At 34.3% G+C, this 25,693-nt stretch carries 26 protein-coding genes; 14 read left to right on the top strand and 12 right to left on the bottom strand.

Annotated features, from left to right (window positions below; genetic code table 11):
* Positions 1-60 precede the first annotated feature (60 nt).
* Together ABJF52_RS00520 and ABJF52_RS00515 are read right to left on the bottom strand one after the other, a co-directional pair.
* Positions 61-2,232, bottom strand: a complete 2,172-nt coding sequence (locus ABJF52_RS00520) for a DNA mismatch repair protein MutS (RefSeq protein WP_348144753.1) — start codon at positions 2,230-2,232, stop codon at positions 61-63.
* A 67-nt stretch (positions 2,233-2,299) separates the two neighbouring features.
* A complete protein-coding gene (locus tag ABJF52_RS00515; protein WP_348144725.1) occupies positions 2,300-3,448 on the bottom strand; it encodes a glycoside hydrolase family protein in 1,149 nt (382 codons plus the stop codon).
* A 262-nt stretch (positions 3,449-3,710) separates the two neighbouring features.
* Between ABJF52_RS00515 and ABJF52_RS00510 the strand changes: the two genes are divergently transcribed.
* Together ABJF52_RS00510 and ABJF52_RS00505 are read left to right on the top strand one after the other, a co-directional pair.
* Positions 3,711-4,376 (top strand): uracil-DNA glycosylase, encoded by a 666-nt coding sequence (locus tag ABJF52_RS00510; RefSeq protein WP_348144722.1) that lies wholly within the window; start codon positions 3,711-3,713, stop codon positions 4,374-4,376.
* 209 nt (positions 4,377-4,585) lie between these two features.
* The gene (locus ABJF52_RS00505) at positions 4,586-5,017 is read left to right on the top strand and encodes a response regulator (protein ID WP_348144719.1); all 432 of its coding nucleotides are present in this window, start codon (positions 4,586-4,588) and stop codon (positions 5,015-5,017) included.
* On the opposite strand, the gene ABJF52_RS00500 is transcribed toward ABJF52_RS00505, so the two are convergent.
* The 7 genes from ABJF52_RS00500 to ABJF52_RS00470 form a co-directional block, all read right to left on the bottom strand.
* The gene (locus tag ABJF52_RS00500; protein WP_348144716.1) at positions 5,014-5,859 is read right to left on the bottom strand and encodes a substrate-binding domain-containing protein; all 846 of its coding nucleotides are present in this window, start codon (positions 5,857-5,859) and stop codon (positions 5,014-5,016) included. The two genes, ABJF52_RS00505 and ABJF52_RS00500, sit on opposite strands and share 4 nt — an antisense overlap.
* Positions 5,856-6,725 carry a nucleoside phosphorylase gene (locus ABJF52_RS00495; protein ID WP_348144713.1) on the bottom strand — a complete coding sequence of 290 codons (870 nt, stop codon included), beginning with the start codon at positions 6,723-6,725 and terminating at the stop codon, positions 5,856-5,858. Before ABJF52_RS00495 ends, ABJF52_RS00500 begins: the two co-directional genes overlap by 4 nt.
* Before the next feature lies 1 nt (position 6,726).
* On the bottom strand, positions 6,727-7,659 hold the full coding sequence (locus ABJF52_RS00490) for a DUF1835 domain-containing protein (RefSeq protein WP_348144710.1): 933 nt from the start codon (positions 7,657-7,659) through the stop codon (positions 6,727-6,729).
* A gap of 123 nt (positions 7,660-7,782) precedes the next feature.
* Entirely contained in the window at positions 7,783-8,109 is a 327-nt protein-coding gene (locus tag ABJF52_RS00485; protein ID WP_348144708.1) for a translation initiation factor, read from the bottom strand.
* 95 nt (positions 8,110-8,204) lie between these two features.
* Complete coding sequence (locus ABJF52_RS00480) at positions 8,205-9,419, bottom strand: tRNA modification GTPase (protein WP_348144706.1); 1,215 nt, start codon at positions 9,417-9,419, stop codon at positions 8,205-8,207.
* Positions 9,420-9,525: 106 nt separating this feature from the next.
* Entirely contained in the window at positions 9,526-11,106 is a 1,581-nt protein-coding gene (locus ABJF52_RS00475) for a sulfatase (protein ID WP_348144703.1), read from the bottom strand.
* Complete coding sequence (locus ABJF52_RS00470; protein ID WP_348144700.1) at positions 11,106-12,056, bottom strand: 2-oxoglutarate and iron-dependent oxygenase domain-containing protein; 951 nt, start codon at positions 12,054-12,056, stop codon at positions 11,106-11,108. Before ABJF52_RS00470 ends, ABJF52_RS00475 begins: the two co-directional genes overlap by 1 nt.
* A gap of 129 nt (positions 12,057-12,185) precedes the next feature.
* Here ABJF52_RS00470 and ABJF52_RS00465 point away from each other — a divergent pair, with 129 nt between their 5' ends.
* The 8 genes from ABJF52_RS00465 to ABJF52_RS00430 all read left to right on the top strand — a co-directional run bounded on the left by ABJF52_RS00465 (position 12,186) and on the right by ABJF52_RS00430 (position 20,134).
* The gene (locus tag ABJF52_RS00465) at positions 12,186-14,159 is read left to right on the top strand and encodes a dehydrogenase E1 component subunit alpha/beta (protein ID WP_348144697.1); all 1,974 of its coding nucleotides are present in this window, start codon (positions 12,186-12,188) and stop codon (positions 14,157-14,159) included.
* A gap of 80 nt (positions 14,160-14,239) precedes the next feature.
* Complete coding sequence (locus ABJF52_RS00460; protein WP_348144694.1) at positions 14,240-15,364, top strand: NAD(P)/FAD-dependent oxidoreductase; 1,125 nt, start codon at positions 14,240-14,242, stop codon at positions 15,362-15,364.
* On the top strand, positions 15,364-16,080 hold the full coding sequence (locus ABJF52_RS00455) for a methyltransferase domain-containing protein (protein WP_348144691.1): 717 nt from the start codon (positions 15,364-15,366) through the stop codon (positions 16,078-16,080). The genes ABJF52_RS00460 and ABJF52_RS00455 overlap by 1 nt, the downstream gene beginning before the upstream one ends.
* Positions 16,058-17,128: a 3-oxoacyl-[acyl-carrier-protein] synthase III C-terminal domain-containing protein gene (locus ABJF52_RS00450; RefSeq protein WP_348144689.1), complete on the top strand. Its 1,071-nt coding sequence runs from the start codon at positions 16,058-16,060 to the stop codon at positions 17,126-17,128. Before ABJF52_RS00455 ends, ABJF52_RS00450 begins: the two co-directional genes overlap by 23 nt.
* A 298-nt stretch (positions 17,129-17,426) precedes the next feature.
* Entirely contained in the window at positions 17,427-17,870 is a 444-nt protein-coding gene (locus ABJF52_RS00445) for a hydroxymyristoyl-ACP dehydratase (RefSeq protein WP_348144686.1), read from the top strand.
* Positions 17,863-19,137, top strand: coding sequence for a beta-ketoacyl-[acyl-carrier-protein] synthase family protein (locus ABJF52_RS00440; RefSeq protein ID WP_348144683.1), 1,275 nt, complete (start codon positions 17,863-17,865; stop codon positions 19,135-19,137). Before ABJF52_RS00445 ends, ABJF52_RS00440 begins: the two co-directional genes overlap by 8 nt.
* 56 nt (positions 19,138-19,193) lie before the next feature.
* Positions 19,194-19,448, top strand: coding sequence for a phosphopantetheine-binding protein (locus tag ABJF52_RS00435; RefSeq protein ID WP_348144680.1), 255 nt, complete (start codon positions 19,194-19,196; stop codon positions 19,446-19,448).
* Between the two features lie 347 nt (positions 19,449-19,795).
* Entirely contained in the window at positions 19,796-20,134 is a 339-nt protein-coding gene (locus ABJF52_RS00430; RefSeq protein WP_348144677.1) for a hypothetical protein, read from the top strand.
* 13 nt (positions 20,135-20,147) lie between these two features.
* Here ABJF52_RS00430 and ABJF52_RS00425 read toward each other — a convergent pair whose 3' ends face one another.
* Positions 20,148-21,104: a TerC family protein gene (locus ABJF52_RS00425; RefSeq protein WP_348144674.1), complete on the bottom strand. Its 957-nt coding sequence runs from the start codon at positions 21,102-21,104 to the stop codon at positions 20,148-20,150.
* A 74-nt stretch (positions 21,105-21,178) separates the two neighbouring features.
* Complete coding sequence (locus tag ABJF52_RS00420) at positions 21,179-21,688, bottom strand: YceI family protein (protein WP_348144671.1); 510 nt, start codon at positions 21,686-21,688, stop codon at positions 21,179-21,181.
* Positions 21,689-21,908: 220 nt separating this feature from the next.
* Between ABJF52_RS00420 and ABJF52_RS00415 the strand changes: the two genes are divergently transcribed.
* Both ABJF52_RS00415 and ABJF52_RS00410 read left to right on the top strand, forming a co-directional pair.
* Entirely contained in the window at positions 21,909-22,232 is a 324-nt protein-coding gene (locus ABJF52_RS00415; RefSeq protein WP_348144668.1) for a hypothetical protein, read from the top strand.
* A gap of 116 nt (positions 22,233-22,348) precedes the next feature.
* Positions 22,349-22,711, top strand: coding sequence for a hypothetical protein (locus ABJF52_RS00410; RefSeq protein WP_348144665.1), 363 nt, complete (start codon positions 22,349-22,351; stop codon positions 22,709-22,711).
* Positions 22,712-22,750: 39 nt separating this feature from the next.
* On the opposite strand, the gene ABJF52_RS00405 is transcribed toward ABJF52_RS00410, so the two are convergent.
* Positions 22,751-23,053 carry an HPF/RaiA family ribosome-associated protein gene (locus ABJF52_RS00405; protein ID WP_348144663.1) on the bottom strand — a complete coding sequence of 101 codons (303 nt, stop codon included), beginning with the start codon at positions 23,051-23,053 and terminating at the stop codon, positions 22,751-22,753.
* A gap of 221 nt (positions 23,054-23,274) precedes the next feature.
* Here ABJF52_RS00405 and ABJF52_RS00400 point away from each other — a divergent pair, with 221 nt between their 5' ends.
* Positions 23,275-24,771: a DUF4832 domain-containing protein gene (locus ABJF52_RS00400; protein ID WP_348144660.1), complete on the top strand. Its 1,497-nt coding sequence runs from the start codon at positions 23,275-23,277 to the stop codon at positions 24,769-24,771.
* A gap of 244 nt (positions 24,772-25,015) precedes the next feature.
* Complete coding sequence (locus ABJF52_RS00395) at positions 25,016-25,330, top strand: hypothetical protein (RefSeq protein WP_348144657.1); 315 nt, start codon at positions 25,016-25,018, stop codon at positions 25,328-25,330.
* Positions 25,331-25,693 lie beyond the last annotated feature (363 nt).

Here is a 25,693-nt window from a genome sequence, read left to right as displayed (position 1 = left end):
TTTTTTGTTAATTTGTTGACAATCAATTTTACTACAATTTGAAATTATCTATATACTTGATTATTTCGCACGTTCCACTAATTCCAATTGATCTACACTAACATTGGTTGTAAAAATTCCGTAATTTACAACTGCTTTGTTTTTTTCAAGCTTATCTATAGTTCCAGTTGCCTTACCATCTTGCATTCTGACTTTATCACCAAGTTTTAAAACTGGTTTGGGTTTATTTTGTTCTTTTTTAACTGCTTTTTTCTTTTCAACCTTCTTTTTCTCACGAATTACTTTTACTTCTTTTTGTACTTCCTGCGCTACTTTAGCCTTTTTTACACGTTCAACTTTGGCTTCTTTTGCTGTTTTCTTCTTACGCTTACTGTTTTCCGTTTCAACAATTCGTATTAATTCAGACACCAAAGATCTTTTCTTATTATCCCTAAAATAGCGATCAGCTGCCTTGTTTACTTTGTTTCCCAATTGAATCATGCGCTGATCATGATCATATAACTCTTGATAATTCTCAAGTTTCGATTTTATTTTTGCATTCAATTTTTCCAAACGAGCAGATTCTTCCCTTGCTTTTAATTCTTCTTCATGTAATCTAGAGCCTGTTTTAGCCATTTTGCTGCGTTCTTTCTGTAATTTGGCTATCGTGGCATCAAAACGCACCTTACCGCGCTCTATCTTCTTCTTTGCTTTATTAATTAGCGAGTAGGGGATGCCGTTCTTTTGTGCAACCTCAAAAGTAAATGAACTTCCTGCCTCACCTAATACTAATTGAAAGGTTGGTTCTAGGGTTTTTCCATCAAATACCATGTTAGCATTTGTTGTGTGTGGCAATTCATCTGCTAATGCCTTAAGATTGGCGTAATGCGTAGTAATTACTCCATAAGCACCGCGTTCATAAAAAACTTCTAAAAAAGCCTCGGCTAACGCTCCACCGAGTTCAGGATCACTCCCAGTACCAAATTCATCAATTAAGAATAATGTCTCACTGTTGCACTTGCGTAGAAAATTATTCATGTTTTTCAAGCGATAGCTATAGGTGCTTAAATGATTCTCTATAGATTGATTATCTCCAATATCAGTTAATATTTTATCGAATAGACAAACCGTACTTCTTTCATGAACAGGAATAAGTAGTCCTGATTGAAGCATCACTTGCAGCAAACCAATGGTTTTTAATGTAATACTTTTACCACCCGCGTTTGGACCCGAAATTACAATAATGCGGTTTTCAGGATGTAGTTCTATAGTTTGCGGAAACGTTTTTTCGTCTTGTAATTTATTGCTTAAGTAGAGTAGTGGATGATAGGCATCCCTTAAAAATAAACGTTTATCTGTGTTTAACTTTGGTAACACCGCATTAGTCTCGGATGCATACTTAGCTTTTGCAGCAGTAACATCTACCTTTGCCAAAAAATATTGATATTCGTTTAGTAAGTCTCGATACGGACGTATAAAACTAGTGAGTTCGCTTAGTATACGCTGAATTTCTTCAGTTTCATCGTATTCCAGATTATTTAATTCACGACTTAATTTTAAAGTTGCTTCAGGTTCTATGTAAACTATACTCCCGGTTTTGGATGAACCCATTACGGCTCCTTTAACTTTTCTGCGATACATGGCTTTTACTGCTAAAACCCTCCGATTTTCAACTACGGACTCTCTAATGTCATCTAAATAATCAGAGCCATGATATAAATTTAGGGCTGACGCAAAGCTTTGCCCAATTTTACCCTTTACCACATTTATTTCTTTCCTAATCTGAAATAAATTATCGGAAGCCTTGTCTTTAACTTCACCAAAACGGTCGATAATGCTATTAATTTGAGCAGGAATCTCCTTGTTGGCCTCTATTTCGTCTGATAAATTAAAAAGCAATGGATAATATTCTTTAAACTTTTTGAAGAATTTTTTATGAGTAATAATGGTATTGCAAATACTTCCAATTTTTCGAAAACCATCTATTTCTAGAGTTTTATTCTCTATTCTTAACAACTTTACTTCATTATCTATTCGGTCAAAACCGTGATTAGGAATGCGGTTTTCACTAACAAAAGAGGAATGATACTCCGCAGTTTCACCTAAAAGCATTGTTATTTTGTCAAAATCTGATAGTGGCAGAATTTGCGCACAAAGCTCTTTTCCTAATTCTGTTGTACAGCGCGCCGAAACTTGCGTTAAAACAGTAGGTAACTCTAAATCTTCAAGTACTTTGCTAATATTTTTGTCCATCATCCTTTATAAACGGTGGCAAAGGTAGGTAATCGTAATAAAATAGGGTGATAGTATAGTATTTGCATTATTTTACGTATGCTTCAATTGGTATTTGAATATTAAATGAACTTCCGTCTTGACGGGGATTTATGTTTACAATTGAACCTGCGGCATAGAGTACCTGTGGATTGCCGTTAGCGTCAATTAATAATTGTGGTCGTTCTAATCGATTTAGTTTTATGATATCACCATTAATCAATGTGACTTCCTTTTTCATAAAAAATGGGTTTGTAGGCTTTGTCCATTGTAAACCATCTAAAGATTCTAATAGGGCTAACCCGGGTTCTGAACCAGTAATTTTTCCTGAGAAATCTTTAAAGACCGCATAAAATCGATTTAGAGTGTTATGATACCAAACATAGGGGTCTTCGGCTGATGCTAATCTACCATCCTCCATTTTGAAATCAAAAATTATGTCATCTTTAGGTACAAATGGCCCTGATGGGTTGTCAGAAATTGCTACACCATGAACGCCTCGCCAATTAGGGTCGTATAGATTGCCTTTAAAGTACATAAGGTATTTTCCATCGACAGGTCTGCGAACAATCGAAGGATTAACAACAATTATATTATCAGGTTTCGGTGATGTGCCTGGTGGTGATGGCGCAATAATATTATTTGGTTTCACTCTAGTTCTTGGTGCCAATAATGGTTCTTTTGGTCTTGTGAAATTTTCGGCTACCAAATCTTCAAAACTATTGAATTCAATGACTCCAATGCGCAGCATTTGTTGTACACGGTTTCTTTTATTAATCCCCTTACCGTCTGAGTTTTCTTGTTGTATACCTGGGTCCTTAGAGCCAACATAATAAAGATAATAGGTATTTCCAAACTGTTTTATATGCGGATTCGTAACCATCTGAGCATCCCAAACAGCAGCATTACCATCTGATTTGGCACCTTTTAATACAATTTTCTGGAAAACAAAGTCACGGTCTGGTTTATCTGAAATTGCATAGGCTATTTCAGAGTGCAATACCCACGAATCACTAAATTTAGGAATGCTATCGCCGCAATGCCATGTATTGTACAACATGTGGTACTTATTGTCTGACCCTTTTACAACACTACCACCCCAAATAAACCGGTTTGGGTCATTCAAAACAGACGAACCTTCTAAAATAGAATTGTTTACTACAGCATTGACGGGCTTCGCTTTTGTATGTAATTCCATTTTTTGAAATTGTGCTTTAAGCGTAAGGAAAGGGGTAGTCATTATTAATAGAAATATGTAATAAGCTATAGATGGGTATTTTTGCATTGTGAGCTGTTCTTTAATAAAGTTTGATGCACTAAAATATCAAATTAATAAGCGAAACGATATATTTTGCCTGCTGTATACAAGAAATTAAAATTTGTTGTATGAAAATGAAGTAATTAGGCTTCATTTTAGATTTGCTTTTAGCTAGTTTTGTTTTTTGTAATCGAAAACTTTTATGTTTCAACAATTAAATCAAAGCTGGAAAGAGCACTTAGAAAAAGAAATTAAAAAACCCTATTTCACAGAACTTCAGTCTTTTGTAATTACTGAATATGAAACAAAAACATGCTATCCTCCAGTAAAAGATATCTTTGCGGCATTTAACTATTTTTTATTTAATGAAACTAAAGTAGTTATCCTAGGGCAAGATCCGTATCACGGCCCTAATCAGGCAAACGGACTTTGTTTTTCGGTAAACGATGGCATAAAATACCCACCTTCTTTACAAAATATTTTTAAAGAACTTCATAATGATACTGGTGCTGAATATCCTAAAAGTGGAAATTTAGAACAATGGGCTAAGCAAGGGGTTTTATTGTTAAATGCTACGCTAACCGTTCGTGCTCATACAGCAGGAAGTCATCAAAATAAAGGCTGGGAAACCTTTACAGATTCGGTTATTAAAACTATTTCAGATAAAAAAGAGGATGTGGTTTTTTTACTTTGGGGGGGATATGCCAAGAAAAAAATTAAATTAATTGACTCATCAAAGCATCATGTGCTTACTTCGGGACATCCATCGCCTTTAAGTGCGAATAGGGGGTATTGGTTTGGAAATCGTCATTTTAGTTCGGTAAATGAAATATTACGAAATACTAAACAAAAACCAGTAAAATGGTAATAAAATGTATGATTATCAGTATATTACATTAAATAAATGAAGTAAATAGCATTATATTCAGAAAATATAGGTTTGAAAATTCTTTATTTAATAAATAGGGCACAAATTATTTAAATGTTCGATAATTCTTACAGTTTTTTGCGTTTAAAATTAATTTTACCCATAAATTTGTACAGAAAATTACTACTTTTAAGAAAACCAAACGACGTATGATTTCAAAAGCTGTAAAAACCGTGTTACTAGTTGATGATGATTCTATTAGCAATCTTCTGAATACTGTATTCATAAATAAGCTGAATCTAAATGCTGATATAATTGCCACTGAAAATGGTAAACAAGGTATGGATGTTATTTTAAATAAGGAGAATCCACTACAAACACCATGTTTGCTTTTATTGGATATTAATATGCCGACTATGGATGGTTGGCAATTTCTTGAACAGTATGAGAAATCAGTAAGTCAGGAGTTAAAAGATGATATCGCAATTGTAATGCTAACTATTAGCGAAGAGCAAAGTGATGAAGTAAAGGCGAAACAAAATCCGCATGTAAAGGAATTTGTTCGAAAACCATTATCAGAAAAATCTGTAACTAAATTGGTAACTACTCATTTTAAGGCCGATGCAAATGCCAGTGTTTAATGCAATGCTTTATGGTGGGGCAATCGTTCGTTAATTAAATTTAGTTCGAGAAGTGTATCTATAACTTTTTCATAAGTATTTAGGTTAATTTGGTTTTGACTCCATTTTGTAATGGAAAGCCATTTTTTAATATCTTCCAATTGTTGTTCGTATCGATTTGAAAGTGTTCGGTCAATACTTGGTATTTGCTTAAATTCTGTGGTATAATCATTAATTACCTCTAGAATATGCTTTAATACACTATCGTTCTTTTCAATAAAATTGGTTGTGGCCGCTATTACAAAACATGGCCAGGGGGTAGGACAATCCCCTAATCTTCTAAAAAGCCCTGCATCTACTATGGGTTTAGTCGTAAAATGTTCCCACATAAAATAATCAGCATCGCCATTAGCTAGCCCTTTTTTAGCTCCCTCGAGGTTATTTATGATTTCAAATTGTAAGTTCTCCGTATTCCAACCTTCATTTTGGGCATTAACATAGGCCATAAGATGACTTCCGCTTCCAAACCTACTTATTGCTGCTTTTGCGTTAGCAAGCTCTGAAATCGTCTTAAAATGACTGTCGGCCGCTACATGAATGCCCCATAATAGCGGAGATGCAATATATTCCTGGATTATTTTAGACTTATTTCCTTCAGAAATGCTTTTTATCAAACCTTCAGTTAAAATAATAGCTAAGTCTGTTTCTTCGTCCGCTAACATCTGACACATTCTACCAGTGCCCTCGGGAATGTCTGTCCATTGTAAATCGATTCCACGCTCTTCAAACGCTCCTTCCTCAATTGCCATATGCCAAGGCAAATTAAAATGTTCTGGAACTCCTATTATTCGAACTGTTTTCATCGAGAAATTTTATCTAATGTATATTCAATTAAATCATCTACCACCGCATAAGGTCGTTTTGAAAATTCACCAGTAGCTCTATTTGCTAAAATAGCATTTAATGATATTGCTCGATGACCCAATAATTTCGATAACCCATAAATGCCCGCCGTTTCCATTTCTAAATTGGTGAATTGCCAATTATCAAATGAAAATTTCATTATTTGCTCAAACAAATTGGCTCCTTGCGTTTTTAATCGTAATTCTCTGAATTGAGGTCCGTAAAATCCTGAAGCTGTTATTGTTACTCCTAATCGTATACGATTTGATGTAAGTAGTGTTACCAATGATTCATCGCTTTTTACCGCGTAGGGGGTAGGTTTTTCAGAAGACCAAGCTACTTGTTGTTGAAATTCTTGTTCAAATTCAAAATTTCGTATGGCTACATTTTCATAATTGCTTAAAAGCGCATCTAGACCTAATGCATATTCACTAATTAAAAAAGAATCCAATTCAATTTCTGGTTGAATAGCACCAGAGGTGCCAATTCTAATTATGTTTAATTTTTTGATATTATTGTGGAGCGTCCGTGTTTCTAAATTGATGTTTGCAAGTGCATCCAATTCATTTAAAACAATATCAATATTATCGGTTCCAATTCCAGTAGAAATTACTGTAAGTCGTTTTCCGTTTTTTACACCGGTATGGGTTATGAACTCTCGTTTCCCTTTTTTTAATTCGATGGCGTCAAATTTCGAAGAAACGTGACTCACGCGTTCAGGGTCACCTACTGTAATTATTGTATCTGCTATATCTTGTGGTAATAAGTTGAGGTGATAAATACTATTGTCCGCATTTAAAATAAGCTCAGAGGGTCCGAAAGACATTTTAGAGTTTTAGAATCTTATCAGAATCCGTATTGTAAAGAAAATTATATTTTAAAGCACCACCCAAATACACATCATTGTCTTGTATGCAAGAATAATAACTGGTTTGTTTATCTAGAATATCTTTGCCTTTTTTTGTAAGTTTAACTGGATTAAAAGAAGAAAAGAGGGGTTTCAGTCTATTAAAAGCTCTTTCGTATTGCGAGTCTCCAAAACCTAATCCATCCTGATTTTGAATAACGGTCTGTAGAAATGCACTTTTGGATTTAGGCTTTTTATCCAGAGCAAGTTGTAAAATGTTATTTTCCATCTTGTTTAAACCGTTTTTAATACTAGGGAAGCGGAATAAATGGTTCTTTACTGCTTCGGATAAATAACTGAACTGGTAATTTTCAAAATCACTAAGATTTTCTAATCGAATAGGATTATCACTACAATATAATTGCCATACATAATCAGCATATTCGATATCGTCTTGTGTTAAAGTAATGCGATTTTCATATAGATTTAATAGTTGTTCATCATTTAAATCACAAAGCGCATACATTTTATCTGTTTGGTCTTCTTTACCACTACAAACCAACGTTATTTCAGCATATTTACGATGTGCTTTAAGCCAACTAATTACGGCAAGCATGTTTATTTGACAGAAAAGGTCATATTCGAACCACAATACAATTTTATCTTCTTGCTTATGATTACACAAAGAACGATACTCTTTTAATGTTTTTTCAATAAACCAAGATTTCGATACTTTGTAATTTTTGTTAAGAAACTCAAATCTTGTCTTCCAAAAATTTTCACTGCCTACATTGGTAAGCGTTTTACCTTCACATAGCATCTCGCGCCAGGTAATAATATCACCTTTTAACTTCAGTGTTTTCAACTTTTCAGTAAAACTGTCTCCATTAGTGATATGTAGTAGGGAGCTCATATTTTCGTGTGTGGTTATAGATTAGTAAATAAAAATACCAAATAATTTCAATCTTCAAAATTAAATTAACAGAAAAAACAATTTCATTTTTTACGAATTATAATCAATGAAATCAATAAATAGTTATCCGCCAACTCGTTTTACTTTAAATCCTTTTTGCTTTAGTATTTCCATGATTTTGTCTCTGAAATCGCCTTGAATGATAATACTTTCTCCTTTAATACCACCACCTACACTTAAAGCCTTCTTTAATTCTTTGGCAAGTTGCTTAAAGTCTTTGTCGGCACCATTATAGCCTTCTAGTATCGTTATAGGCTTGCCTTTTCGTTTTTCATACTTGCAAATAATTGGTTCATCTTGAAGCCAAACAGTACTTTTAACGATTTCCTTAGGCTGTTCTTTCTCTACATGATCTGGAAATAAGTTCTTAAGCTGATCTTTTAAATCCATGTAAATTATTCAGTATTAAATTCATTCAAAAAGGGGATGGCAATGTATTAAAAACTTTGCTTATTTGTTTGTTTTTTTATGATTTCACATTAATTCTAAAAGATGTTGTAGCCTAAAACTAGATTAACAGCCTTATAATCAGTAGACCAAAAAGTATAATTGTCTAAAATATTTCTTGAAAAAGTATACCTAAACTCCATCTGTAATTTACTATTCAATGCATATCCAAGTCCAGCCACAAAGTTCTCATTTGAACTCATTTCTAAATCGTCTATATTACCCAAGATAATTTCAGAGCTTGTATGAAAATCGTGTGAAAAAGATAAATCGATAAAAATTCTTGATTTTGCATTTAAAAACATGGAATATCGTACACCAATGGGTAATTCAATTGAACTATAACTTACATTGGCGTCGTATTTTTCGTTCTCAATAAACTCCTCGTATATCTCTACTTCCCGTTCGGACTCATAAGTTTGGTAGGTTGGCTCAATAAATAAGGACCACTTGTTTTTATTATAAGGCAATACAAATTCAAATTCAGTCCCAAACCTTATACCTATTGCGTTAGGAAATTCAAAGGTGTATTTGGGATTTATACTATTTGCGACACTAAATGTGTTATATGTGAATGCCGGACGCAACCAAAAGTTAAAATCGATTTTACGAGGCTTAGATTCATTCATCACATAATCGTTATCTATACACTTATTGAATTCGTCAAATATCTTTTTTAAACTTTTGGTTGTGTAGTCTAACCTATTAACTTCTATAGGTTTTATGGCATCACATTTTAAAGTATTAAATATTTGCTGACGATAATGTTTGTTAATTTTAATCTTATTTAATTCAGTTAAGTACTTTTTATAAACCAATTGATAAATTTCCCCTTTATTTTGGCTATAAAAGAATCTTCGTAAGCTATTCTGGTTATAACTATACAAGTTGGCGGCACCTTCTGTTATTACCTTTAAAAAAAGTCTTTCGGTATTAAAATTTGGTTGTTTTTTATGGTCTAAATTTTTTGTAATACTCGAAGAGCGGTCTATAGATACGGAAGCTCCAATGTATTTAGCACCATTTAAAACTCCAAATTCTAGTACTTCTGTTGCGTCCGCACGACGCACTTCATAATCAATCTTTAATTTGTAATTGAAATAGTTTGGGCTTTCTTTCCAATCAACGTTACGAATTAAACAAGTAACTCTTTCACCAGAACTATTTATGAAATAGCCTTTTTCATATTCAATTTGAGCGGCAACACTACTTAAACATAATAGCATTAATAAGGATGTAATAATTTTTATCATTTTCTAGACTATAATTAAATCTTATTGATAAACGAATCAATTTAAAAAATAGTCTATTAGCTCTACGTAGACTAAAAATAATAAATGCCCTAAATGCTGTGTTTTATTAGTCTAGTGTAGTATTACTGCTCCACCAATCTTCGTTGGGCTCAAAATCTTCAGACAATACATCTAAGCGTTTTTTCTCTAATTGTGGCCACAATTCATTAATAATGCTTTCATGCCTTTTTCTATTTAAAGCCGGGTCATATTCCAAATCTTTTAAAGCCATATTAGCATTTACAGTTTTCAACCACGTTAAAAGATTATTACTTAAATTCTCTTTTGTTGATTTATTTTGTTCTGAAACATCATTTTGCTCCTCTGGGTCTTTTTCTAAATTATATAGTTCTTCATGACCATCTTCCCAATAATGTATGAGCTTCCATTGGCCTAAACGAATGATTGAAGATGGGTCACCTCCTTGATTTCCGTAGTGTGGGTAGTGCCAATACAACGGTCTCTCAGATAATACAATTTCTTCAAGTAATGGTTTAAGACTTACCCCGTCAACATGTTGATTAGGAATAACTTCTAATTCAGTTAAATCTAATATAGTTGGATATAAATCAGCCCCGGTAACAGGATAGTCAATAGTTTTCGGTGTCTTAGTTAATGTTGGAGCTTTAATAAAATAGGGCTCTCGTATGCCACCTTCCCACTGGTATCCTTTGCCACCTCTCAGCGGAAGATTGGCCGTTGAAAATGAATCTCCAGAGGCAACGCCACCATTGTCGGAGGTGAAAACTACAATAGTGTTTTTGTCCAGCCCTAGACTATCTAAAGTTTTTAAAACTACCCCAACTGCATCATCCATTTGTTCAACCAACCCCGCATAAACTGGATTGTCTTGAACTTGGCGTATTGGAAGTTTACGTTCCATAATATACCCTGAATCTGATATTCCAGCTTCAACTGCTTTGGATTGATATTTGTTCCATTTGGATTGGGTAGTTTGTATAGGACCATGAACCGCATAAAACGATAGCATTGCAAAAAACGTTGTATCCTTATTTTTCTCAATAAAACTTGCTGTTTCTTTGGCAAGACGCATTGATAAGTTTTCGCCGTCTTTTTCATTTTTCAGACTTGGATTTACCCATGGAGAAAAATAACCTCCAATTGGACTCCCTTTATCCCAACCGCCTACATTAATATCGAAACCGTGATCTTCTGGGTAAGATCCTTCACCGCCTAAGTGCCATTTTCCGGCAAAGAAGGTTTTGTAGCCTCCAGCTTTCATTGCTTCAGCCAACGAAATGTCTTCCTTTGGAAGCTCATGCGTATAATTAGCAGGCAGCATTTGATCATATCGATTATGTTCGCGCCATGCTTCACCTGATTTTGCACCAATCCAATCGGTAACCTTATGTCGTGCTGTAAACTTACCCGTCATTATAGTTGCTCTTGAAGGACTACACACTCTACTGCCAGCATAACCTTGTGTAAATACAACCCCTTCTTTTGCAATTCGATCAACGTTTGGAGTTTCATAATATGAACTCCCGGTAGAACTTAAATCATGTAGACCAAGGTCGTCAACTAAAATAAAAAGTACATTCGGTTTTATTTTTTCTGGAGTAACTGGTTTTTTTTTGCATGAAGCCGTTACAATAAGGAGTGCAAGTAAAATAGAATGGTGTCGCATTATTCTTTAATTAGTCCGAGTTCTATTAAACGTTCATGTAAAAATTCGCCTGCTGTGGTGTCCTCAAATTGCTTTGGATTTTTTTCGTCGATACAGTTTTCTAAGCAATTCAATGGCATTTCACTAATTGGATGCATAAAAAATGGAATCGAATATCTTGATTTTCCCCAGCTCTCTTTCGGTGGATTGACAACTTTATGAATCGTAGATTTTAATCGATTATTTGTGTGACGAGATAGCATATCACCAACATTAATCATCAATTGGTCTGGTCGTGCAATCGCATCTACCCATTCATCATTGTGATTTTTTACTTGTAATCCTCTGCCATGAGCACCCATTAACAATGTTATTAAATTAATGTCTCCATGTGCTGCTGCCCGTTCTGCATTTTTGGGTTCAGCAGTAATCGGAGGATAATGTATTGGTCTAAGGATTGAATTTCCATTCTTTATATATGCGTCGAAATACGTTTCCTCAAGATTTAAATGTAGTGCTAGTGCTCGTAAAACATATTTAGCTGTTTTTTCGAGCATTTTATATGTCTCTTTGCCCACTTCATTAAAAGCAGGTAATTCACTAACAATTACATTTTTATGGTATTCTTCTTCTAATTTCGGATTGTCTTCAACATATTGTCCGAAATGCCAAAACTCTTTTAAATCTCCTTCCTTTCTCCCTTTTGCATGCTCTTTTCCAAAAGATGTATATCCCCTTTGACCACCTATACCTTCTATTTCATAGCTGTCTTTTACGTTTTGAGGTAATTCGAAAAACTTTTTAATTTCCGCGTAAAGGTTTTCAACTAATTCTTCAGATAGAAAATGTCCGCTTAATGCTACGAAACCAATATCTTCAAAGGCAGAACTGATTTCATTAATAAATTTTTGTTTTCTATTGTCATCTCCCGATAGGAAATCCTGTAAGTCTACACTTGGTATTGCGCTCATGAAAATACTTTTTTAGTGGAATCAAAGTTAATAAATAAAGGTTCAATTTGCTATCGAGCTTGAATTCTAATAATCAAACTCGGTTTTGCTATTTTTACTTAAATAATGTTGGTTTTTTATAAGGTTCAAATGGAATTCAATTCTAGTCTTGCTTCAGAAGAGCAATTGCTACTGTTCGAGCGTATGATAAAACCACGTTTGGTGGAAGAAAAGATGTTGATTCTCTTACGACAAGGAAAAATATCTAAATGGTTTAGTGGTATTGGCCAAGAAGCGATAGCTGTTGGAGTTGCAAGTGCACTAAATAGTGAGGAATACATTTTGCCAATGCACCGAAATCTTGGTGTGTTTACTACACGAAATATTCCATTGCATCGCTTGTTTTCACAATGGCAAGGGAAAGCTAATGGATTTACTAATGGACGGGACCGCAGTTTTCATTTTGGAACTCAAGACTATAATATTATAGGTATGATTTCGCACTTGGGTCCACAACTAGGCGTAGCAGATGGCATAGCTTTGGCGAATTTGCTTAAAAAAAATAATTCAGTAACTGCTGTTTTTACTGGTGAAGGAGCAACAAGTGAAGGTGATTTTCATGAAGCGCTAAATATTGCCGCCGTGTGGGATTTACCGGTGCTTTTTTGTATTGAAAACAATGGATACGGACTTTCTACGCCTACAAATGAACAGTATCGCTGTAAAAACCTAATTGATAAAGGTATAGGTTACGGTATTGAATCTCATTTAATTGATGGCAATAATGTAATTGAAGTGTATAGCAAAGTGAAGGCACTTTGCCAAAATATTAGAAAAAAGCCAAGACCAGTTTTATTAGAGTTTAAGACTTTTCGCATGCGTGGTCATGAAGAGGCTAGTGGTACTAAGTACGTGCCTGAGAGACTAATGAAAAAATGGGCTAAAAAGGACCCAATTGAAAATTATCAGAACTTTTTGATTAAGTCAGGCATAATAACTCAGGAGGATATCGATAAAATACGTGCGAAAATCAATAATGAAATTATTGATGAACTAAAACTTGCCGTTGAAGAAAGTGACATAGTTCTTAATAAGGTAAAAGAATTGGAAGATGTTTTTGCTCCTTTCAATTACGAAGATGTGCAACCTGGTAGTATTGTTCAAAATATTCGTTTTGTAGACGCAGTGTCGGATGGGCTGAAACAAGCCATGGAAAAACATGACGATTTAGTTATCATGGGGCAAGATATTGCTGATTATGGTGGGGTTTTTAAAATAACAGAAGGATTTGTTGATGCTTTTGGTAGTGAAAGAATTCGAAATACTCCTATTTGCGAGTCGGCTGTGGTTTCAGCAGCCATGGGATTGTCAATTCAAGGGATGAAAGCAGTTGTGGAAATGCAATTTGCTGATTTTGCTAGTTCAGGATTTAATCCTATTGTAAATTATTTGGCGAAGTCTCATTATAGATGGGGACAGTCTGCTGATGTTGTTATCCGTATGCCCTGCGGTGCAGGAGTACAAGCGGGACCATTTCATTCGCAAACGAATGAAGCTTGGTTTACAAAAACACCTGGACTAAAAGTGGTATATCCAGCATTTCCAAAAGATGCAAAAGGTTTGTTGGCGACCGCTATAAACGACCCAAATCCTGTACTTTTCTTTGAGCACAAAGCGCTATATCGTAGTATTTATCAAGATGTACCTGTAGCTTATTATACCTTGCCCTTCGGTGAGGCTTTCCTGTTGAAAGAGGGTGTGGATATAACTATTGTGACGTATGGAGCTGGTGTCCATTGGGCAATAGAAACACTTGAAGAATTACATCATGTTTCCGCTGACTTACTGGATCTTCGGACTTTAGTGCCTTTAGATATCGAAGCGGTGTTTGCATCGGTTAAACGAACAAGTAAACTTATCATCCTTCAAGAAGATAGTTTATTTGGTGGGATTGCTAGCGATATCGCTTCGGCTGTTACAGAAAATTGCTTTGAATATTTAGATGGACCTATTAAAAGGGTAGCAAGCCTCGATACGCCTATTCCATTTGCTAAGACGCTTGAGGATAATTATTTGCCCAAAGAACGATTTAAAAAAGAGTTGTTGAATTTATTAGCCTACTAAATAAGTGGCCCTATAAGTTTGCCCTGAAATTTCTTACTATCATGTCACAGGTATTTTTTAAAATACCTATCTTTCTATATATGAAAAAGTATGATATTATAATCGTTGGAGGTGGGCTTGCGGGACTTACTGCTGCTATCGATTCTAAATTAAAAGGACATACTGTTTTAGTCATTGAAAAAAAAGCATATCCGCACCATAAGGTCTGTGGGGAGTATGTTTCCAATGAAGTCTTACCTTATTTAAATAGTTTAGGTATTTTTCTAGACAAGTATGGTGCGATGAATATCAATACCATGCAGTTTAGTACTGTTGCTGGAGATGCTGTTTCTACTCACTTGCCTTTAGGCGGAGTGGGTATTAGCCGTTATGCTTTCGATAATATATTGTACAAAAAGGCCACTAACTTAGGAGTGAAGTTTTGCTTTCAAAGTGCATTGTCTATTCAATTTGAGAATGCGCAATTTGAAGTTGCTACAGATCAAAAAGGGATATACACATCATCTATAGTTATTGGGGCTTATGGAAAACGTAGTACGCTTGATAAGCAGCTAAAACGGGATTTTATTCAGCATAAATCGGCATGGTTAGCAGTTAAAGCTCATTATAAATATGCATTTCCTTCAAATTTAGTCGCATTACATAATTTCAAGGGCGGATATGGTGGCTTATCTAAAGTAGAATCTGGAGCGGTGAACTTTTGTTATTTGGCTAATTATGCCGATTTTCAAAAAGAGAAAAATATTGATAACTTCAATAAGAATGTAGTTTCTAAGAATCCTTTTTTGGCTTCGTTTCTAAAAAACGCTGAACCTCTTTTTGAAGAGCCGTTAACAATTGCTCAGATTTCTTTTAATTCGAAAAAAGCAGTGGAAAGTGAAGTTTTAATGTGTGGAGATACTGCAGGGTTAATTCACCCACTATGTGGAAATGGTATGTCAATGGCAATTCATGCGGCAAAGATTGCCTCGGAACTTATTCATAAGTTCTTAGCTGATAAAAACTATTCGCGTATTCAACTTAATGAAGATTATCAGAAGGAATGGAATTTTACATTTAGGCAACGATTATGGGTGGGGAGAAGAGTTCAATCTATTTTAATGAATCAAACCTTATCAAATGTTGCGTTGTCGACTGCTGTTAAATCGCCACAAATATTGCGAACTCTAATCGAAAGAACTCACGGAAAACCTATTCAAATTTAATGGATTTTACATTGCGTCATAGCGAAGAGGAATTAATGGATGATTCTCAAATCTCTTTAGACGACTTGCGAGCTACCTATTTCGATATTAATCGCGCGAATGCTTTTTTGGGTGGCAATAAAGTTGTTTTGATAGCATTAAAATCACTTGTTCTACAGAATATTCAAGATAGCTTATCTGTTATTGATGTAGGTTGTGGCGATGGTGCTATGCTTCGTGTAATGGCCGATTTTTTTCGAAAGGAAAATATGAAGGTAGAATTTTTAGGCATTGATATCAATGAAAAAGCCATTCAATTAGCGCGAGAGGCATCGAAGAGTTATCCAGAAATAAAATATAATGCAATTGATGTTTTGAAAACAAACGGCATTAAAGCTGATGTTGTAATTACTACATTAACCATGCATCATATTGCGGAGACCGATATTTATGCCTTTCTAAAGGCTTTAATGAAAATGTCTCGAATGGGAATTGTGATTAGTGATCTGCATCGAAGTCGTATAGCGTATTATCTATTTAAACTGTTTAGTGTTATTTTTATAAAAACGAAGATTGCGAAAAACGACGGATTGGTTTCCATTCGAAGCGGATTTACAAAACAAGAATTAAAAAACTATTCCAAATCATTTCCAACGAAGCAACACGCTATAAAATGGAAGTGGGCTTTTCGATTGAATTGGGTTATACGTTTTAATGAAAAAGAAATTAATGAATAAAGTTCGTATTGCAGCTGTAGGTAAAGAGTTGCCAGAATATTGTCGAGAAACCGCTGATATTATCCCTTTGGTTGAATCATGGTTAGGGCAACAGGATCAACGATTTATGCGAAAGGTAGTTAAGATTTTTGAAGGTGCAGCTGTTGACAAAAGATATAGTATTATGAGTCCTGATGATGTTTTTTCAACAACATCTTTTGAAGATAAAAATAATGTTTATATACGGGAGGTCAAAAAGTTAGGTTCATCAGTTTTAAGTAAAACTTTACATAAATGTAATTGGGAACCTGAATCAATAGATTATATAATAACTGTTAGTTGCACTGGTATTATGATTCCTTCATTGGATGCCTATTTGATTAACGATTTAAACCTAAAGGAAGATGTAGTTCGTTTGCCCGTTACCGAAATGGGTTGTGCTGCAGGGGTGTCTGGATTGATATACGCGCACAACTTTCTTAAGTCAAATCCAGGAAAGAGAGCTGCATTGGTAGCTGTTGAGAGTCCTACAGCTACTTTTCAACTTACAGACTATTCGATGGCTAATATGGTTAGTGCGGCTATTTTTGGTGATGGAGCAGCTTGTGTATTACTTACTTCTGAATCGGAGGCTATCGGGCCTAGTATTGTCGGTGGTGACATGTATCACTTTCCTGATTCAACCCAAATGATGGGGTTCGACTTAACCAATCATGGTTTAAAAATGATATTGGATATTACAGTTCCAGAAATTATAGCTTCACATTTCCCAAATATTGTACATCCTTTTCTCAGTAAAAATGGGGTGTCCATTGATGAAGTAAATCATTTAATTTTTCATCCTGGTGGTAAGAAAATAGTCCAAACTGTTGAAGCCTTGTTTGGTGAGTATGGCAAGAATATAGATGATACCCGAGAAGTTTTACGAGAATATGGAAATATGAGTAGTGCTACGGTACTGTATGTTTTGGAACGTTTTATGGAAAAGAATATCAACTCAGGTGAAAAAGGTTTGGTATTGAGTTTTGGCCCAGGATTTTCAGCACAAAGAGTTTTACTTGAATGGTAAATTATTAATTTAAATATTAATCATTAAATAGTTTATTTACAATTAGTTAAATTTTTGTATTAATTGCTAATCTACTTGTAGTATTGATTGAAATAAGTGATATTAATTGAAATTTTTTACAGAGTTTTATCATTGTTTATTACCCGTATAATGTCCAACGTGGAACAAGTAATTTGCTCACTATTGGCATTTCTGATTTAATTATCTCCATGCAGGTAGTATTATTTAATGGTCTAAGTAATACGTTTTATTAGTTTAATATACAGTAATTTATAGTTTTATTATTTATACATTTTTGATGAAATTCGACCAAATTTTAAAAAAATTACCCTATCAAAGGCCATTTCTTTTTGTTGATGCACTCAATGAACTGAATGAAAATGGTGTAACTGGTAGTTATCGCTTTCCTGAAGATTCAGATTTTTACTCAGGTCATTTTATAAATGCACCAGTTACTCCAGGAGTTATTTTAACAGAATGCTGTGCACAAATTGGAGTAGTTTGTTTGGGTTTGTTTTTATTGGAAGATAGTAATTTGGAAAATTTAAAAATTGGAATGAGTAGTTCTGAAATGGAATTTTATACTCCTGTATTTCCAAATGAAAGAGTAAAAGTGATTTCAGAAAAAGTCTATTTTAGGTTTAATAAGTTAAAGTGTAATGTAAAGATGTTCAACGAAAAGGAAGAATTGGTGTGCAAAGGAACTTTAGCTGGAATGTTTAAAACAGCTCATAATGAGTAGGCGAGTAGTTATTACAGGGTTAGGTGTTTGTGCTCCAAACGGAATCGGTTTGGAAGCATTCGCTACTTCATTACAAAATGGAATTAGTGGCATTCGCTTTCAACCGAAGCTAGCCGAACTAAATTTTGGCTGCCAAATTGCAGGTGAACCCTTGGTTCCAGCAAACATGGTAAATAGCTATTTTACACCATTACAGCTACGCGGATTGAATGCTAGTGGTTTGGTATATGGAGTAATTGCAGGTGTTGATGCTTGGAAAGATGCAAATTTAACAATAGAACATAATAAAAGCCCCGATTGGGAAAGTGGAATAATTTTCGGAACGGGTATTTTAGGAGTCGATAAATTTAGAGAGAGCATCCATTTAATTGACAACGGAGACGTTAGACGATTAGGAAGCACTTCCGTTGTGCAAACAATGGCTAGTGGCATTAGTGCATATTTAGGTGGGATTTTAGGTTGCGGAAATCAAGTTACCACCAATTCATCTGCGTGTACTACAGGTACGGAAAGTATTTTAATGGGATTTGAACGCATAGCTACTGGAAAAGCAGAACGAATGTTAGTGGGTAGTTGCAGTGATAGTGGTCCGTATGTTTGGGGGGGCTTTGATAGTTTACGTATTCTCCCTAGAAAATTTAATGATAATCCTTCAAAAGCTAGTAGGCCGATGAGTGCAACAGCATCAGGATTTGTTCCTGGAAGTGGAGCAGGAGCTTTGGTTTTGGAGTCTTTTGAAAGTGCAAAGCAAAGAGGTGCAAAGATTTACGCAGAAGTTTTGGGTGGTGCAATAAATAGTGGTGGACAAAGAGGAGGTGGAAGTATTACAGCTCCCAATAGCGAAGCGGTTAAGCGCTGTATTGAAGATGCTATATGTAATTCGAAAATCTTAAAATCGGACATCGATACCATTAATGGACATTTAACCGCAACCTCCAAAGATGCAACCGAAATAGAAAATTGGAGTGCAGCCTTGGAAAGAAAAGGGGTAGATTTTCCATATATAAATGCTACAAAGGGCACAATCGGACATTGTTTGGCAGCAGCCGGTAGTATCGAATGTGTTGCATCGGTACTTCAATTTAAGAATCATTATGTTTATGGAAATATAAATAGTAATGATTTACACCCCGATATTTTAGACGTAATTGATGCAGGACGTATTCCCCAAAAGACGTTAAACCATCAACCAAGAATTTTGGCTAAAGCCAGTTTTGGCTTTGGAGATGTAAATGCTTGTGTTATTTTTAAGGCATACAATGAATAGTATCTTTAACTATTTACTATTTAATTAATTTGATTTTTCCCTGAAAATAGTCACCGATGAATAAAGAAGAGCGCTACCAAAAACTGCAAGAAATTATTAAAGTTTATCTTCCGGAAGATATTTCTGAAACGGATATCACATCAGAAAGTCACTTAATTAATGAGCTTAATATTAATTCGGCTAACTTGGTTGATATTGTGCTTGATGTAGAAGATGCATTTGGTATTGCTATCGAAAACGATGATATGGATCAAATGGAAACGGTTAAAAATGCACTGCTAATTATTGACAAAAAGCTCAGCGATAAATAAGATAAAGACTACAAATTTTAAATTCCAGATTTAAAATATTAACTAAGTTATTGAGCTTTAGGTATTAGTAAATGGTAAATGTTACGTTAAATTTAAATTAGACTGAGATTTATCCGAAGATTATTCCTATATTGAAGTAACTAAATAACCTATTACTACTTAGCTTTATTTAATGTGACCCATAAAAAGTGTTACTACTTTTTATTCGATTGCCATGGAACACCTCTGAGGTTCAAAGGCAAACTTTAAGCAACATAAACCCATAATGTTTTTCTAAAATTAACTTTTACCACGGTAAACTGTGGTTTAAGAAATTGAATTGTTTGTTTAACTCAAAATCTATGAATATGGAATCATTATCAAAAAAACGAAGTAGCGATGGTAGTAGTTTAAGAAGTAGCGGCTTGTTACGATTAAAACGTGCTAACAATGAAATTAATTTATTGAATAATAAATTAAAGTCATACACCTATGAGCCCTGTACTTATAGTCTTCATCAAAAATTTCAATCGCTAAAAGACAGAATGGAAAGCCTTAAAAAGGGTAATGATGAAATAATTTCTTCTGTTGAACAAGGTAAAACTGTTATGGATGAAGTATCCGAAAAAGTGATGCAGCAAATTCGCGATTTCAACGATTTACGTATGGGTATCTTTGACTATACCAATATGGTGAAATCGCATTAAAAGATGACTGATTCTATTCTTGAATTTGAGAATTCTCAGTATCTGGAATTATTCTAGAAGCAACTACACCACTTATTAAAGCAATGGAAATAACGGCTAATGACACCCATTCTGGCGGATGAACATAACCTGAGAAAAGCATTTTTAATCCAACAAAAGCCAGTATTACAACTAGACTATAGTTGATATATCGGAACTTATCCAACATTCTTGAAATCAGGAAGTACATCGAACGTAGGCCTAGAATGGCTAAGATGTTCGAACTAAAGACTATAAACGGGTCTGCAGTAATAGCTAAAATGGCCGGAATACTATCCAGTGCGAATAGTATATCGGTCAATTCTATTACAATAAGTGCTACAAAAAGGGGAGTTGCTGCATTAATGCCCATTCGTTTAACAAAAAAGTCGTGTCCGTGTATGGTTCCGGTTACAGGAAATATTTTTTTAATTTGACGGAATACCCATGATTTCTTCGGGTCAAAATTATCTTCGTCAGATTTCAGCATTTTAAAAGCAGTCCATAATAGAAAAATTCCAAAGACATAAATGATCCAATCGAATTTGGTGATTAAGGCAACTCCAAATAATATCATTAAAGCTCTAAAAATAATTGCTCCTAAGATGCCCCAGAATAAAATACGGTGTTGATAAATTGCTGGAATTTTAAATGATGAAAAGATAACTGCGATTACAAATACATTATCAACACTTAAGGAAAGTTCAATAAGGTAGCCGGTTACATATTTAAGAACGGCCTGATTTGGAGTAAGATCAGTGGGATTGGCAATTAAGCCACTAGAAAACAACCAATAGATTACCCCACTAAAACTCAATGCTATGGTTACCCAAATGGCTGTCCAAATACTGGCTTCCTTGGTACGAACAACGTGATCATTTTTATGAAACACCCCTAAGTCCAATGCTAAAAAAACAAGAACAAAGGCAATGAATACTCCCCAAACCCACATAGTTTAATTTTTAAGGACGCGAAGTTAAGCATCTTTTACAAATGTTAAACAAATTGTTCTCAGGTGATTAATATTCAATGAAGCGTAAAAATCAGTTTAACTTTGACTGTATTGTCTTCTGGATGTTTTTTAATATTAATACCGTATTCCGAAGTTTTTACGATTGCAGTGCCAATTAGCTTATTTCCATTTTTAACAAAAGTAATTCGCATTGGTTTGGCTATTGCTTTTATGGTTAAGTTACCCTGAACGGAAAACCCAGTATTTGTTTCTTGTATGTTAGTACTTTCGAAATATATCTTAGGATGTAAATCTTCATTAAAGTATTTATTTCCTTTTAATGCCCAGTCGCGAAGAAATATGCCAGTTTTTATAGTTTTTACAGCAACCGAACCTTTGAGTTTTGAATTTTGAATGTTCTCAAAATCTAATTGAGAGTCAGAACTAAATCCTGAAATAGTTCCATCTACATCTTTGGCTTCAAAATTGAATGATATTTCGGCTGATTTTATACTTGTAATCTGCCCGAAATTTAGAATAGGGTAGCAGCTTAAAAAAAATAATATCAATTTAAATCTCATCATAATAAAGAATAATAGTTGTAATCAAAGTTATCGATTTTGAATTTGTGCTTAACAATAAGTTCGGCATTTCATAGTTTTAATTAAAAAGGTGCATTTCATCGATAATCTTAAAAATGAATTTCGATAAGTGACATTTAAAATCGATAATCGGCTGTTAACCCTGCCTTTTATTGCTGTTTGTAGATTATTATTTAACTTGCAACGAGAACCTTATATGAAGATGAGAAAGAATATTTTAGCGATACTATGTGTCGGATTTATAGTTTTCAGCTCAGCAACTTTGTCTGCGCAGCAAACTGAAAAAGAAAAAAAGAATGTGGTTTCAGATGAAGAAGAAGGACCACTAATGTTCAAATTTGAGCCCAATTTTTTAACTGCGGTAGAATCAAGGCAGGAAGAAATTAATCAGGCTAGAGCGGTTATTGATACTATGCAAATATCAGATCGTAAAAAACGACGACTTTTACGCGATTTGCATAAAAATCCGAAAGATTTAGTCCTTTCTAAGACGACGGTTGCTGAAACCAAATTTGAGGATAATTAAAATTTAGAGAACAAACCCCAAAGTTCTTTTCCTACTTAAAGTGTTAATACACATTGCTATGTGAATTATTCGTATTTTTAATAACGGATGTTTTACATCACAATATTATTTTTAACATGACAAAGTTTAAGGGGCAAATTACATTACTATTAGTATTTCTAGTTACAGCTGTGCAAGCACAAGATTCAATTTCTTACGTTGCAGACGAAGAAATTAATGTGAAAAAACATACCGTAATGGAAAAATTTGAATCGGATTACGTTTTACCAGTTGCCGAACGTAAACGTATGAAACTTGAACGTCGCGAAGTAATTGCACATAGAAAAAGCATTCTAGATACCTTAAATATATCAGACCGTAGACGCGAACGCTTGTTCCGCGAACTGAATAAAAATCCTTTTTCAGATAAAGTAAACAAACAATTTGCTGAAATAGAATTTGAAGATGACGATGAAGATATAGTCAATAACAATAAATAGAATGCTATCGATACGCTTTTAGTGCACAGCTTATTTTGACTAGTGCGATTTCATTTTGTCTTTTCGCTTACTTAATTGCCTTTCTAGTTCACCAATAGATTCTTTAGCAGACGCTTCAAAGGCGCCCGTGCTAGATTCCGAAAATAATCTTGGACCTGGAGCACTCAATCGAATATTACAAATTTTACCTTTATTTTCTTCTGAAGTGTTTTCCGTTTTGAAAAATACATCTGCCCGTACGATAAAATCGTATTTATCTTCTAGCTTATTTAGATGTTTAGTAGCAAATTCTTCTAGGCGTTCACTAGCCTTTACATTGTGATATTCGAAAATTATATTCATAGAGGTATTGTTTTATTTAAAGTTACATTTCCATATCCATATGGCAAAGAAAAATTGGGTTAAAACAAAGCTAAAATATTAGGTGTACGTACACATTTAAATTAATAAAACGTCGAGCGCAGATTGTTTACTATAAAAGGCAATGATCTCCTAATACTCATAAATTAGTAATCACTTTTAAAAAGGTAAATTTGTAGTGCACTTTTTAAAAAATGAAAAAAATGATTCGAATTTTGCTTACTTTTTGTGCTTTCACATTGGTATTGGTTTCTTGTAGCGAGGTGAAAACAACGTATGTGGATCAAGCTTATACTGCAGACCTTCAGGAATTTACAAATCCAGAACGTGGCTTCTATCGCCCATTCGGCACGCAAACGAGTGATTTTCAAGCGTTGAATGCAGAAGAACTATTAGCCTTACAAAAATCAAACCCGGCAGCTGGCGGATTTTCAGTAGGGAGCACCTTAACCTATAGATCCTATCAATTTGATACGTTTCGAGAGAAGCCACTCAATGAAGAAATTTTACAGGCCATTCAGACCGATATGAATACTGTACGAAGTGTAGGCAATAAAATTATCTTACGATTTACCTATTCTTCTAATTGTTGTACACCACCTTTTAATGATGTGCCCAAAGAAATAATCTTTCAACATTTAGACCAATTGCAAGCTGTTATTGCTAAAAATGTAGATGTTATTGCAGTGGTGCAAATGGGACTGATAGGACCTTGGGGTGAGCAATTTTACTCGGATTATTTTGGAGATTTGGAACACGGACCGGTGACCAATCAACATTGGTTGGATAGAAATGCTGTTATTCAGAAATTATTAGATATTGTACCAAAATCGCGAATGGTACAAGTGCGTGCGCCGTACTATAAATTACGTTATGTAGAAGGGGAGGAGGCACTACCAGAAAATGCTAAGCCATTAACAGCGGATGAGGCTTTTAGTGAAAGTGATAAAGCACGTTTAGCCCACCATAACGATTGTATTTTGGCTAATGCCGATGATTATTGGACCTATAATTCGTTTCATACCTGGCCGGCAACTAGTGACACCCTGAATCTAAAAAAATACATTGCAGATGAAACTAAATATTTGGTTTTTGGAGGTGAAACATGCCCAGGTGGTGCAGCAGGGGAAGATGTTTTTAGTCCGTATAACGACTGCATTTCAGAAGGAGGGAATGCTCAAAATTATTTAAAAAGATTTCATACGTCATTTTTGAATACTTCGTGGTCGGGAGCCGTAAATGGCGATTGGACCAACAAATGTATCGACGAAATTAAACGGAATTTAGGATATCGCTTTGAGCTTAGAAAAGGAAATTTTCCAACAAAACTTATAAATGGAAAACCTTTTAAAATGCAATTGGAAATTGAAAATGTAGGCTATGCATCTACTTATAATTATCGCTCGGCAGAACTGATTTTAAAAGATAGTATTACACAAAAAGAATACCATCAGAAATTAGATGTGGATACGCGTTTTTGGTTTACTAATGAGGTGCAAAAAATAACCACAAAAGGCGTGTGGCCTGAAAAAGTCTCAAAAGGGAACTATAAGCTATATATCAATTTTCCTGATGCTTCAGAAAGTATTGCAAACCGACCAGAATATGCAATTCGATTGGGAAGTTTAAAAGATGGCACATCGGTTTTTGATCCAGGAACAGGTTGGAATTTGTTGTTTTCAGAAATAGTAGTGAAATAAAATAGTTCGCTGCAACTATTTTGATTGTTCTACCGTATATCAATGGCGTAATGAAGAGAACAGTTTGTACGGAGTTGGTTAATAACAAGGTGTAAGCAATTATATAGCGGTGAAGCTCAGATATAGTCCGTTAGCAAATGGTTAACTCTAGTTTATTAAAAAAATTCTATAGTATTGGTTTTCAACACAATGTTGTTCTTTGTATTGCGTTAAAAGAATACACAACTTTTTCAACTTAACTGTTATGAATGCTCAACTAAAGAATGCCGAGAAGACAGTTGTAATTAGAGAATTACAGCGCAAAAGAAGTGCTGTAGACCAATTACAGCGAAAATTAAACTCTTATAAATGTGTACCGCAAACGTTTCATTTGTTTGAAAAAATGGCGGTATTAAAAGAAGAATTAGTCGCCTTAGCAAATAATACTTCAGAATTGGTGGCAACTTTACAAATAAACGATATTGTAATTGTAGACTACATGGAAAATGTAGAATTACAGTTTTCACGTTTTAATGTGTTGCATAACGAGATTGAAGATTATATTAAATCTTCGCGTTAAAAGAGTCCGTTTAATTATAATTTGACTTTGTAAGGCACCTTAAGTATTTTAGATTATCCTCTGGATGATTTAAAATATCGGTTAGATGATGCAGAAGGACTTCACAGTTAGAATTTATAATTTATTTTGTGTGATATAAAAAGTAAGGTAAATGGAGAGCCTTCAAATATTCTATTTTACATAATATATATTATAGTACAAACATGTTTATTATGTAAAACAGCGTATAGCTGTGCTATTTGATATAATTGTAGATATAGCGCCTTTAGGTCTATATCGTCAACAATTATGTCAAAGCAGTTTTACTTAAAAGTTATAATTAATTTTCGTTAGTCATTATTTAAAAGCTGTATTTAAAAGCTG

The sequence above is a fragment of the Aurantibacter sp. genome, assembly GCF_039941195.1.
GTDB lineage: Bacteria > Bacteroidota > Bacteroidia > Flavobacteriales > Flavobacteriaceae > Aurantibacter_A.
The sequence above is the reverse complement of the archived record's forward strand: the minus strand, read 5'-3'. Positions and strand labels throughout refer to the sequence as shown.